Origin of the sequence: Agrobacterium sp. GD03872, from assembly GCF_029840625.1 — a bacterium.
GTDB lineage: Bacteria > Pseudomonadota > Alphaproteobacteria > Rhizobiales > Rhizobiaceae > Agrobacterium > Agrobacterium fabrum_A.
The window spans coordinates 573,945-586,519 of record NZ_JAOCCY010000003.1 but is presented as its reverse complement, the minus strand read 5'-3'; the positions used below and the strand labels follow the sequence as shown (position 1 = coordinate 586,519).

Here is a 12,575-nt window from a genome sequence, read left to right as displayed (position 1 = left end):
GGGCTTTTTCTTTTTCTTTCGGTCGATCCTATTCCGCGAATTCGACCACCACGCCGGGGCGGACCATTTTCGCCAGTTCGGTCGCATCCCAGTTGGTCAGGCGGATACAGCCGTGGCTGTTGGTCTTGCCGATCTTGGACGGCTCCGGCGTGCCGTGAATGCCGTAGGTCGGTTTCGACAGCGCAATCCAGACCGTGCCGACCGGACCGTTCGGACCCGGCGGGATCTGCAGGATCTTGTCGTTCTGGCCCTGCTTGAAGTTGATCTTCGGATTGTAGGTATAGCCGGGATTGAGCGCGATACGCTCGACCGTATGCGTGCCGCTCGGCGAGGGCGTGTCCGTGGAACCGATGGTGGCCGGATAGGCGGCAATCAGATTGCCGTCCTGACCATAGGCGAAGACCTGCTTGATGCCCTTATGGGCGACAATGCGGGCAACCTGTCCCTTTTTCGTCTCGCCCGGATTGACCACCTTGATGATTGTGCCGGGAACGGAGAAATCGATGCCGGGGTTCAGTTCCTTCAGATAGTTCTCATCCATGTGGAAGCGTTCGGCGAGCGCTTCCGAAGTCTTGGTGAAGGACAGGGCAGGCAGTTGCGACTTCTCGGCATAGTCGTCCGGGATGGAGGCGACATAGGGGCCGGCGGCGTCGGCGGCAGTGATCGTGTAGTCGACGATCGGCATGCCGCCGGAAGCGCGCAGACGCTCCAGAATGTCATCGGAATTGTTGGGGTCGAGCTTCTCGCCGGTCATGTCCTGCCAGGCGGCAATCGCCTTGTTGACGTTGTCGCCCATCTTGCCGTCGATAACGCCGGGCGAGATGCCTTCACGGTCGAGGAATGTCTGGAGCGCGACGATTTCCTGCCGCGAGCGATTGACCGGTGTGGTGACAGGAGTATGCCGCTCGATCAGGTGTTCCGGCTGCGGGACGGCGGCCGTGGTGCTTTCGCCGGGCATTGGCTGGCCGAGCGGGCCGCTTTCAACCGTGCCGGGTGCGGGAACGGAGCCGGTATAGAAATTGTCGTCGGAGCCGTCGCCGCGATATTCGCGGTAATCGCGCACGCTGCCGTTGTCCTGATAGCCGTAGTCGCGCGGCGGCTCACGATACTGGCCGCCGGGGGCGGGCGGATAATAGGTGGTGTCGCGCTGGCGCGCCTGCTGCCGCTGCTGGTAACCGGAGGGCATTTCGGTGGCGAGGAGATTGCCGTACTGGTCGTAAAACACCGTGCGTCCCATCGCATCGCGGCTGATGACGATATCGCCGCGCTCCGGCATGAAGTCGAGCACGCGACCATCAGGGGTCACCAGCATCGTCTGCTGATCTCCATAACGCTGCTGCGCGCCAGCCTGTAGCGGGGCGATGGCTGCCGCCAGCGCGACTGTCAGACCCAGAGCTGCGTTAAGAAACTGTTTCACGATTCTGCTATCCCTTGCTTGTTCACCGATAAACACACCGCAATCTTGACCCTATTGTGAAAAAGGTGAATTCGCGGTTAATGCAATCTTAATTTCCGTCACGACTAGTAGCGTTTCCGTGATTCATGCGTTTTTATCGCCACAGGGAGGTTATCTTGCGTTCGTTTCAGGCCGGCAGATCGCCACGCATTTTCCTCGATGAAACCTCCGTTTTCGATATCGGCGCCTGTGTCGTCGATGGCGTCGACATCGCACCCGGCCGCGCCATTCCCGACGACGGCGATGCGCGCATCGACCACTCGCTGGAAGGTTTTCTGTTCACCTGCGGCCCCGACCATATCCGCCACCCCGAGCCGATCGATGGCGACGGGGAGGGGCGTCGATATCCGCTGCATGGATCGTTTTCCTCCCATCCCGCGACGACCATCGCGTTCGATGTTCAAGAGTCCAATGCATTGGCGCGCGTCGAGGTTCCCGTGAAGCTTGCCGATGGCGGCACTGCCCTTCTGGAACGGACATGGTGTATCGACGGGGAAAGCGGCGAAGTCAGCCTTGATGATAAGATCGTCAACACCTCGGCGCGGCCGGTCCCGGTGTTTCTGATGTATCATATGAATATCGGTGCACGCCTCTTCGACGATGCCGTGCGGCTTGAAGGCGCGATGTTGGAAGGCGGCGGCCACGGCTGGCGTTTCGGCGAGGAGCCGGGCAATGTTTTCTGCGTTTCCGCCGGTGATGACGAGTGGGCGTCGCTCGCGCTCGGACCGATTGCGGCCATTGGCGGGAAGACGCTGACCGTGCGTTTTCGCACGGAAACGCTGCCCTATCTGCAGATGTGGCGCAACCAGCAGGCGCCGGCCAATGTGCTCGGCATCGAGCCTGTATCGCATCGCTGGGTGGGGCGGAGCGAGCTTGAGGCTTCCGGCGAGTTCAATATTCTCCAGCCGGGCGAAAGCCGTTCCTTCGGCCTGCGCTTTTCCATCCTCTGAACTGTAGCGAATGACGGTGCGCCGTCATTGACGCATGGGGTTTGACCGCTTACATCGGATGCGGATTTCAAGGATGACAGCCGGCGGCGCGGACGCCGGTTTCAGCGGAGGCAAACATGGATATCAGGCGCATAGACGACGAATATTCGGTAACGGGACAGATCAGCGTCACCGATCTCGACGAGATCAAGGCGCTCGGCTTCAAGTCGATCGTCTGCCACCGCCCTGACGGCGAAGAAGAAGGCCAGCCGCTTTTCGCCGATATTGCCGAGCGTGCCGAGCAGCTTGGCCTCACCATCATGCATGTGCCGGTCGGCCGTTATGGCGTCGATGCGGATGCCGTTGCCGGCATGGTCGATGCGCTGGACGAATTGCAGCGCCCGATGCTCGGCTATTGCCGTTCCGGCGCGCGCTCGACGGCGATCTACGAAAAGACCCATCACCTGCGCGGCTGATTTTCCGCGCATTCTTCTATTTTCAAATGCCAATCAACAGGAGTTTTCCATGACCATCAAGCGTATCGAGCCGGGCAAGCGCATGAGCGGCGCCGTCGTTCACGGCAACACCGTTTATCTGGCCGGCCAGGTTGGCGAAGGCACGAGCGTTACGGAACAGAGCAAGTCCGCTCTCGCTGAAGTCGACCGCCTGCTGGCTGCTGCCGGTTCGGACAAGTCGAAGATCCTGCAGACGATCATCTATCTCTCCGACATGTCCACCTTCGGCGAAATGAACGCCGTCTGGGAAGGCTGGATCGACCCGGCAAACCCGCCGGCCCGCGCCACCAGCGGTGCACCATTGGCAACGCCGGATTACAAGGTTGAGTTCATCGTGACCGCTGCTCTCTGAGCATCCGTCTGAGTTTTTAAGAAGGGGCCGGGTCGCGGAATGCGGCCCGGCCTTTTTTGATGGGATGGGGTCAAAACCCTCCTCGTCATGCCGGGCTTGACCCGGCATCCAGCCACGGCGCGTCTGCGCCGTGAAGAGAGTCTTTCGCGATCAAGGACTTGATCGCGCTGGACCCCGGATCTAGTCCGGGGTGACGGCGCGGCGTGGCGACATGGCCACAAAATGCCAAGTAGAAGCAATTTTCATTTTTTTTGAATCGCTTGCGTCCGTCACCTCACCGGCTAAGCAAGCGCCTTCTCAAACTGCTTCAACGTCGTCACCCGCTCCGCAAACCACAGCCTGGCCAGATCGCTCGCCGAGGCGAGATCGATGCCCTCAGGGTCGATAGAGGTGATTGCCCAGCGGCCAGTCTTTGCGCCGGCGAGAACAGCAAGCCGGGCCGCTTCGCCCTTGATGGCGTTGAGGCGGATCGCTTCGCTTTCCGCCGCCGCCATCAGTTCGTCTGCGCCTGACAGATCGGTGCGCAGATCGGCCGGGGTGATGTTGCTGGCGTTGCGGGCCGGGCCGCCATTGATCTGCACGCCTTCCGTCCGCAGCCGGTAAAGTCGCGTGTCGGGAAGGGAGAGATAAAGTTTCGCTTTGGGATAACGGGCAATGTAGCGCGCGATGGCGAGCGGCACTTCGTCCGGGCCGATTTGATCCGCCCTGCCCACCAGTGTCAGCCGCGGCAGCGTCAGCGCGTCACCCTTGCCGAAGGGGGCGAGTGTCAGCGAGATGCGCGCGTCTGTCTCCACGTTGCGGGCGTGCAGCGTCAGCCCCGCCGCGAAGAAGAACGGCGTGCCGTCCGGTTCGATGCCGATATTGGTGGCGGTCGTATAGGGATAGCCGCTGATGGGGTCGAGGGTTGCAAGCGCTGCCGTGCGGGAAGTGTGCAGCACATCCCGGGCCACGCGCACGGCCTCGAAAGGCGCACCGGCCGAGGGCTCGATCTTTGCGCCGCGCGGGGTGATGACGGGAGGGGCTGCATCCGGCATGTCGTTTCCTGATCCAAAGGGCTGCTGAAAGAAGTGTGAGACCCCTCCTTCGTCATGCTCGGGCCTGTCCCGAGCATCTGCAACCGATGAACTTTACGATACGTGATTGGATCCTCGGGACAGGCCCGAGGATGACGTCGTGCGAGCGTCAGGATTTACACCATGCCGGAGCCGTGTCCATGCGTAATATCAGCTTCCGGTCCTGATCTGCGTCAGGGTACGCGTCGGCGTGATCGCTTCCGCATCCAGCTTCACCTCGATGATGGCCGGCTTGCCGCTTGCCCGCGCCCGTTCGAAGGCGGCGGCGAAGTCTTGCGTTCTTTCCACCGTTTCGCCGTGGCCGCCATAGGCTTTGGCAAAGGCGTTGAAATCCGGATTGACAAGATCGGTGCCGCTGACACGGCCGGGATATTCCCGTTCCTGATGCATGCGGATCGTGCCGTAGGTGCCGTTATTGACCAGTACCGTGATGATCGGCAGGCCGTAACGCACGGCGGTGATGAATTCCTGTCCATGCATCATGAAACAGCCGTCGCCGGCAAAGCAGATCACCTCGCGCTCGGGGAACAGATGCTTGGCTGCGACCGCCGCCGGCAGGCCGTAACCCATCGATCCTGATGTCGGAGCCGATTGCGTGTTGAAGCGACGGAAGCGGTGGAAGCGATGGACCCAGGTGGCATAGTTGCCTGCGCCATTGGTGAAGATCGCATCCTCGGGCACATTGGCCTCGATCCAGTCCATGATCGGACCCATCTGCACAGCGCCGGGGCCGGTCTTCGGCGGCGTAGACCAGGTGAGATAGGCCGCATGCATGGCGGCGGTGCGATCCGCCCATGCATTTGCGGAAAGCGTAAGCGAGGAGAGGGCGGCAACGAAGTCATCCGGTGCAGCGCAGATCGCGAGATCGGGGCGGTAAACGCGGCCAAGCTCTTCGGCTTCCGGATAGATATGGACGAGTTTCTGCGACGGGTAGGGGATGTCGAGCAGCGTATAACCGGAAGACGGCATTTCGGAGAGGCGGCCGCCGAGCAGCACCACGAGATCGGCCTCCTTGATCTCCTTGGCCAGCGCCGGATTGATGCCGATGCCGACATCGCCCGCATAAGAGGGGCTCAGATGATCGAACAGCATCTGGCGGCGGAAGGAACAGCCGACGGGCAGCTTGTTGTTTTCCGCAAAAGCCTTGAAGCCTGCGACGCTTTCCTCTGACCAGCGGGTGCCGCCGATGATGAAGACCGGGCGCTTCGCCTCATCAAGCATTTTTGCGAAGGCGGCCATCTGTGACGGGCCGGGATGCGCCTCGACAGGGGTATAGGGCTTTGCCTTGGGCGCTTCGACCTCTTCCACCAGCATGTCTTCGGGCAGCGTCAGCACCACCGGGCCGGGGCGGCCGGAGGTGGCGACGGCAAAGGCGCGGGTGACGAATTCAGGGATGCGGCGGGCATCGTCGATCTCACCCACCCATTTGGCGAATTCGGTGAAGGCGCGGCGATACTCCACTTCCTGAAACGCCTCGCGCTCACGCGCTTCGCGCTGCACCTGGCCGATGAACAGGATCATCGGAATGGAATCCTGCCTTGCGATGTGCAGCCCGGCCGAGGCATTGGTTGCGCCCGGTCCGCGGGTCACCATGCAGATGCCCGGTTCGCCGGTCAGCCGACCCCAGGTGTCGGCCATCATGGCGGCGCCGCCTTCCTGGCGGCAGACCACGGTTTCGATGCCGCTTTCATAAAGCGCATCCAGCACCGCCAGATAGCTTTCGCCCGGAACGCAGGAAACGCGGGAGACGCCATTGGCCTTCAGCGCTTCGACGATCAACTGTCCGCCTGTTCTCTTCATGGCGTCGTGGTCCTTTCGATGTTTTCCAGTTCGGCCAGCACCTGCGCCTGATGTTCGCCGAGCTTGGGGCTCGGTCGTTCATAGCGCAGCGGCGTTTGCGACATGATAATGGGTGTACGGACACCGGGGATGACGGTGCCGTCTTCCGCCTCCAGATCGACGCGAAGGCCGCGCGCTTTCACCTGCGGATCGGCGAACATTTCCTCGATGGAATTGATCGGTCCGGCGGGGACGGCGTTGTTTTCGCAGGCGGTCAGAAGATCGCGCTTCTGCCATTTCAGCGTTTCGGTGGAAACGATCTGCCGGACTTCCGTTTTGTGGGCCACGCGGGCCTTGTTCGTCGCGTAACGTTCGTCATCGGCAATCGCGCCGATGCCGAGAATGGTGCAGAGGCGGCGGAACTGGCCGTCATTGCCGACCGCAAGGATCAGGAAACCGTCAGCCGTCGGCACCACCTCATAGGGGGAAATATTCGGGTGGGCGTTGCCGAGCCGAACGGGCGGCTTGCCGGAAATCAGGTAATTCATGTTCTGGTTGGCGAGCACGGCCGATTGCACATCAAGAAGCGCCATGTCGATATGCTGGCCTTCGCCGGTGCGGATGGCATGGATCAGAGCCGCCTGAATGGCTGACACGGAATAGATGCCGGTGAAGATATCGGCAACCGCGACGCCCGCCTTCATCGGCTGGCCGTCGGCTTCGCCCGTTATCGACATGAAGCCGGACATGCCCTGTACGATATAGTCGTATCCGGCGAGATCGGCATAAGGCCCGGTCTGGCCGAAGCCGGTGATGGAGCAATAGATCAGCTTCGGATTGAGGACCCTCAGGCTCTCGTAATCGAGGCCATATTTGGCAAGCCCGCCGCGCTTGAAATTTTCGATGACGACATCGGCGGTGCGCACCAGCCGGCGCACCAGCTCGCAGCCCTCGGGCGTCTTCAGATCGGCGACGATGGAGCGTTTGCCGCGATTGGTGGCGTGGTAATAGGCGGCGGAGAGGTTTTCTCCATCATCGCTTTCGACGAAGGGCGGTCCCCATGCGCGGGTATCGTCACCGCCCTCGGGGTTTTCGACCTTGATGACGTCGGCACCCATGTCGGCCAGCATCTGCCCAGCCCAGGGACCGGCCAGAACGCGCGCCAGCTCGATGACGCGAATGCCTGATAGCGGCGGTTTCCTGTTCGGCATGTCGGTCATCGGTCCCCCGGTATTCTTGTGTCTGCCGGTTTATAGACCGCTGCCTGCCCCGCCGCATGTGATTTTATCTCATGGGCTTATTCCGTTTCGGCACAGCGCGTTCAGTCGCCGATGACACGGCCGCACCAGGCGGCGAAATCCGCCGCGACGGCCTGCCAGCCGATCTCGTTCAGGGTCTCGTGGCGCATGCCCTTGTAGATCGTGTGTTCGACATGGCTGAAACCCGCCTCGCGGAAGCGCTCGGCCAGCCAGACGATTTCCCGGCCGTCATTTGTGGCTTTGTCCTGATCGCCGCTGACAAGGAGGAGCGGTAAAGTCTTTGGCAGCCGCTCGATGAGCTTCGGTGCGCGATAGGACAGTTCGAAGACATCCTGCCAGAGCGAAACGCTGGCCTCGAACTGGCAGAGCGGATCTTCGGCATAGGCATCCACCGCGGCCTTGTCATGGCTCAGCCAGTCCGCATGGGTGCGTTTTTCCGGCATCCTGGCATTCCAGGCGCGGAAGGTCGCTTTCGGCAGGATGGCGCTCGGTACGTCGGAGCCCTTCAGCATTTTTTCAAGACGCAGCACGACCTGTGCGAAGCGGCCGAGAAGGCCGCAATTGAAGTTGGAGTTCCAGATCGACAGGCCATCGAAGGCGTCGGGGTGGCTGACGGCGGTATTGAGGGCGATGAGCCCGCCCATGGATTGACCGAAAAGGATGACGGGTAGGCCGGGATGCCTTTCGCCCACCAGAAGACGCATCGCCATCACATCGGCAATCGCCTTGCTTGCGCCGTCCCTCCAGGCGAAGCGGCCGAGAGGAGCATCGGCTGCCCGGGTGCGGCCATGCCCGCGGTGATCATGGGCATAGACCTCGAAACCCTGCTTCGACATGATGTCGGCAAGGCGGCGATAACGCCCGGCATGATCGACGAGGCCGTGGCAGATCATCAGCACGCCGCGCGCGGGAGACAGGGCGGAAGGCTGGTGGCGAAAGGCAAGCGACGCCCCGGAGGGGGCGTCGAGCCTCTCGATCCGGCTGAAGGCCAACTCTTCCGTCGTCTCACTCATGCTCGCACCCGTGCCTGTCATAGTGTCCCTTGTCATAATCATGGGGTCATAATCGTGCCAGAGGTTGCCCCAAGGTCCTATTTACCCTACATAGCGGCAAATTTCCCGATACGTACTCTTAAAAATCCGATGTGGAGCATTCGCTACAATGGCACGTCAATTCATCTATCACATGGCCGGGCTGAACAAGGCCTATGGTGCGAAGAAGGTTCTGGAGAACGTTCATCTCTCCTTCTACCCCGACGCCAAGATCGGTATCCTCGGCCCCAACGGCGCCGGTAAGTCGACTGTTCTGAAAATCATGGCCGGCCTCGATAAGGAATATACCGGTGAAGCCTGGCTCGCCGAAGGTGCGACCCTCGGTTATCTCGAGCAGGAGCCGAAGCTCGACGAAAACAAGACCGTGATGGAAAACGTCATGGAAGGCGTGGCGAGCAAGACGGCCATCGTCGACCGCTACAACGAATTGATGATGAACTATTCCGATGAAACGGCGGATGAGGGCGCGAAGCTTCAGGACATCATCGACAGCCAGAATCTCTGGGATTTGGAAAACCAGGTCGAGATGGCCATGGACGCGCTGCGTTGCCCGCCCGGCGACTCGGCCGTAACCGGTCTCTCGGGCGGTGAACGCCGTCGTGTGGCGCTCTGCCGTCTGCTGCTGTCGCAGCCGGATCTGCTGCTGCTCGACGAACCGACCAACCATCTTGATGCGGAAACCATCGCCTGGCTTGAAAAGCACCTGCGCGATTATCCCGGCGCCGTGATGATGATCACCCACGACCGCTACTTCCTCGACAACGTCACGGGCTGGATTCTCGAGCTCGACCGTGGCCGCGGCATTCCTTACGAAGGCAACTACTCCGCTTACCTGCAGGCGAAAGCCAAGCGCATGCAGCAGGAAGCCCGTGAGGACGCGTCGCGCCAGAAGGCCATCAGCCGCGAAAGCGAGTGGATCGCCTCCAGCCCGAAGGCACGCCAGACGAAATCCAAGGCGCGTATCAAGGCCTATGACGAGCTGGTGGAAGCGGCGGAAAACCGCCGTCCCGGCGATGCGCAGATCGTCATTCCGGTTGCCGAGCGTCTTGGCCGCGTGGTTATCGAGGCCGAGAACCTTACCAAGTCCTATGGCGATCGCGTGCTGATCGAAAACCTTTCGTTCAAGCTGCCGCCCGGCGGCATTGTCGGCGTCATCGGTCCGAACGGTGCGGGCAAGTCCACATTGTTCAAGATGATCACCGGTCAGGAAAAGCCGGATAGCGGTTCGGTCACGGTTGGTGAGACGGTTCAGCTCGGTTATGTCGACCAGAGCCGCGATACGCTGGCGGGTGACAAGACCGTCTGGGAGGAAATCTCCGGCGGTAACGACATCATCAAGCTCGGCAAGTTCGAAGTGAACTCGCGCGCCTATTGCGGCGCCTTCAACTTCAAGGGCGGCGATCAGCAGCAGAAGGTCGGCAATCTCTCGGGTGGTCAGCGTAACCGCGTGCACCTCGCCAAGATGCTGAAGGCCGGCGGCAACGTGCTGCTGCTCGACGAACCGACCAACGATCTTGATACGGAAACGCTTGCCGCGCTCGAAGAAGCGCTGGAAGCCTTCGCCGGTTGCGCCGTTATCATCAGCCACGACCGCATGTTCCTCGACCGCCTGGCCACCCACATCCTCGCTTTCGAGGGTGACAGCCATGTGGAATGGTTCGAAGGCAACTTCGAAGACTACGAAAAGGACAAGGTCCGCCGCCTCGGCCCGGAAAGCATCAAGCCCGGTCGTGTAAGCTACAAGCGCCTGACGCGCTGATCCTTTCCCGCATCGCTTCAGAAAGGCCCGCCGTAAAGCGGGCCTTTTCTTGTGCAGTAATGGACTTGATGGCGGCGCAGGACACTTTGCGCTTGCATCGAGCGCTACATCGACATAAAGATATCTTTATATCTTGATTAGCTCGCGAGGCGCGGCAGAGTGGCGTTTGGTCTGGACAAACTGGTGGATCTTCTGAAGGCGGCGGGTGAGCCGACGCGCTTCCGCTTGCTGGCGCTTCTTTCTGCCGGCGATCTGACGGTCACCGATCTTACCGAAATTCTCGGCCAGTCGCAGCCGCGTATCTCCCGTCATCTCAAACTTTTGACGGAAGAAGGGCTGATCGAGCGTTATCAGGAAGGCGCCTGGGCCTATTTCCGCCTGCGGCAGGATGGTGAACCCGCCATTGTGGTTCAGCAGCTGCTTGCCGCCGCATCACCCTCCGATGCCGTTCTCCAGCGTGACAGCGAACGGCTTGCCACCGTCAAGCGGGTGCGGGCGGAGCGGGCGCAGGATTATTTCAGCCGCAATGCGTCTGCCTGGGACGAGCTGCGCCGTCTGCATGTCAGCGACGAGGCCGTGGAGGGCGCGTTGCTGAAACTGGTGGGGACCAGCCCGATCGATTCTCTTCTCGATCTCGGCACCGGCACCGGCCGCATCCTGCAGCTTCTGAGCGGCATCTATCGCCGCGCGATCGGCGTCGATGCCAGCCGCGACATGCTCTCGGTGGCGCGCGCCAATCTCGACAAGGCGGGTGTGGGCAACGCCTCGGTCCGCCATGGCGATATTCTGAACTTGCCGCTGGAGGGGCAGGATTTCGATCTGATCGTCATCCATCAGGTTCTGCATTTTCTCGACCAGCCGGAAATCGCGCTTTCCGAGGCCGCGCGCATGCTGCGTCCCGGCGGGCGGCTGATCGTCATCGATCTGGCGCCGCATTCCTTCGAATATCTGCGTGAGGAGCATGCGCATGTGCGGCTCGGTTTCTCGCATCCGCTGATGGAAGAATGGTTGAAAAAGGCCGGGCTTTCTCTGGAGCGCGCCGTCGATCTTCATTCTGAAAAAGCGTCCGACGAAGCTCTGGACGTCACTATATGGGTTGCCCGCGACCAGCGGCTGCTGATGGCAGACGATGTGGCGCAAGAGGTGGTTTTACTTGGCTCCGGGAGGGCATGATATGTTGAGGTCGGAAACCGCGCGCCACAATGGCGAAATCCGGGGCGATATCCGGTTGTCTTTCGAGTTTTTCCCGCCCAAGAACGCCGAGATGGAAACCCAGCTCTGGGAAACGGTTGCCGAGCTGAAGAAATGGGATCCGGATTTTGTCTCCGTCACCTATGGCGCGGGTGGCTCCACCAAGGCGCCGACGCTGGATGCGGTGCGCCGCATGATCGGCGACAGCCATCTGCCGACTGCCGCGCATCTGACCTGCGTGGATGCCAGCCGTGACGACGTGCATCAGGTCATCGAAGAGTTTCGCAATGTCGGCGTTCGTCATTTCGTGGCGCTGCGCGGCGATCCCTCGACCGGCATCGGCACGGCCTACAAGCCGCATCCGGAAGGCTACGAAAATGCGGCGGCTCTGGTGAAGGGGCTGCGCGACATCGGTGATTTCGAGATTTCCGTTTCGGCCTATCCGGAAAAGCATCCGGAAAGCGCAAGCGAAGCTGTTGATATCGATATGCTGAAGCGCAAGGCGGATAATGGCGCGACCCGGGCGCTGACGCAGTTCTTCTTCGATAATGACGTGTTCGAACGTTATATGGAGAGGGTCACGGCGGCGGGCATCACAATTCCGGTGGTTCCGGGCATCATGCCGATCCAGAATCTTCATCAGCTCAAGCGTTTCGCCGGTCGTTGCGGCACCAGCATTCCCGGTTTCCTGGATGAGCGCTTCGAAGGCTATGACGAGGATCTGGAAGGCCGCGCCCGCGTCGCCGCAGAGGTCGCCGCCGAGCAGATTGCCGATCTGCAGCGGCGTGGCGTCAATGAGTTCCACCTCTACACCATGAACCGCGCGCCGCTGGTTGATGCCGTGCTTGAAAATCTCGGTCTGGAGCGTCTGCGCCGCAGCGCCGCCTGATTTCCGCCAGCCGATTTCGGACAAGAAAAAAGCGCAGGTCCCTCGGGGCCTGCGCTTTTTAAACTCGTGTCATCTACGGTTCTTATCTGCGTTTGGTCTTCACGTCTCGTCAGATGAAAAGCATCATCGCTACGAACAAAAACGCCAAACCGACTGCCAAGGCATTGAGAGATTTTGTAAGTCCCATGGGTGCCTCCTGTTGTTGACAGGTTCGATAATATGACCGTTTTGTGGCAGTTGAAAAGCGGTTTTTGTGATGCGGTGCAGCACACTTTTTTGCGACGTAAAAAAGAAAACTCTGCAATGCATTGAAAACAAATG

Annotated in this window: 11 protein-coding genes; 6 read left to right on the top strand and 5 right to left on the bottom strand. The window is 60.8% G+C overall.

What is annotated here, in order from left to right:
- Nucleotides 1-28: 28 nt before the first annotated feature.
- The gene (locus tag N5D22_RS10545; RefSeq protein WP_279656317.1) at nt 29-1,417 is read right to left on the bottom strand and encodes a L,D-transpeptidase; all 1,389 of its coding nucleotides are present in this window, start codon (nt 1,415-1,417) and stop codon (nt 29-31) included.
- Nucleotides 1,418-1,572: 155 nt separating this feature from the next.
- Between N5D22_RS10545 and N5D22_RS10540 the strand changes: the two genes are divergently transcribed.
- The 3 genes from N5D22_RS10540 (at nt 1,573) to N5D22_RS10530 (ending at nt 3,252) form a co-directional block, all read left to right on the top strand.
- Nucleotides 1,573-2,406, top strand: coding sequence for an aldose 1-epimerase family protein (locus N5D22_RS10540; RefSeq protein WP_279656316.1), 834 nt, complete (start codon nt 1,573-1,575; stop codon nt 2,404-2,406).
- 116 nt (nt 2,407-2,522) lie between these two features.
- Complete coding sequence (locus tag N5D22_RS10535; protein WP_279656315.1) at nt 2,523-2,861, top strand: TIGR01244 family sulfur transferase; 339 nt, start codon at nt 2,523-2,525, stop codon at nt 2,859-2,861.
- Between the two features lie 49 nt (nt 2,862-2,910).
- Nucleotides 2,911-3,252: a RidA family protein gene (locus tag N5D22_RS10530; protein ID WP_003494829.1), complete on the top strand. Its 342-nt coding sequence runs from the start codon at nt 2,911-2,913 to the stop codon at nt 3,250-3,252.
- Nucleotides 3,253-3,533: 281 nt separating this feature from the next.
- On the opposite strand, the gene N5D22_RS10525 is transcribed toward N5D22_RS10530, so the two are convergent.
- From N5D22_RS10525 to N5D22_RS10510, 4 genes are all read right to left on the bottom strand, one after another.
- Nucleotides 3,534-4,286, bottom strand: coding sequence for a HugZ family protein (locus N5D22_RS10525; protein WP_279656313.1), 753 nt, complete (start codon nt 4,284-4,286; stop codon nt 3,534-3,536).
- Nucleotides 4,287-4,475: 189 nt separating this feature from the next.
- Nucleotides 4,476-6,125 carry a thiamine pyrophosphate-binding protein gene (locus N5D22_RS10520; protein ID WP_279656312.1) on the bottom strand — a complete coding sequence of 550 codons (1,650 nt, stop codon included), beginning with the start codon at nt 6,123-6,125 and terminating at the stop codon, nt 4,476-4,478.
- A complete protein-coding gene (locus N5D22_RS10515; protein WP_279656311.1) occupies nt 6,122-7,324 on the bottom strand; it encodes a CaiB/BaiF CoA-transferase family protein in 1,203 nt (400 codons plus the stop codon). Before N5D22_RS10515 ends, N5D22_RS10520 begins: the two co-directional genes overlap by 4 nt.
- A 101-nt stretch (nt 7,325-7,425) precedes the next feature.
- Nucleotides 7,426-8,376, bottom strand: coding sequence for an alpha/beta hydrolase (locus N5D22_RS10510; RefSeq protein WP_279656310.1), 951 nt, complete (start codon nt 8,374-8,376; stop codon nt 7,426-7,428).
- Between the two features lie 148 nt (nt 8,377-8,524).
- Here N5D22_RS10510 and ettA point away from each other — a divergent pair, with 148 nt between their 5' ends.
- The 3 genes from ettA (at nt 8,525) to metF (ending at nt 12,254) form a co-directional block, all read left to right on the top strand.
- On the top strand, nt 8,525-10,174 hold the full coding sequence (gene ettA / locus N5D22_RS10505) for an energy-dependent translational throttle protein EttA (protein ID WP_035220398.1): 1,650 nt from the start codon (nt 8,525-8,527) through the stop codon (nt 10,172-10,174).
- Nucleotides 10,175-10,333: 159 nt separating this feature from the next.
- A complete protein-coding gene (locus tag N5D22_RS10500) occupies nt 10,334-11,347 on the top strand; it encodes a metalloregulator ArsR/SmtB family transcription factor (RefSeq protein ID WP_279656309.1) in 1,014 nt (337 codons plus the stop codon).
- Between the two features lies 1 nt (nt 11,348).
- Complete coding sequence (gene metF, locus N5D22_RS10495) at nt 11,349-12,254, top strand: methylenetetrahydrofolate reductase [NAD(P)H] (protein WP_279656308.1); 906 nt, start codon at nt 11,349-11,351, stop codon at nt 12,252-12,254.
- Nucleotides 12,255-12,575: the final 321 nt, after the last annotated feature.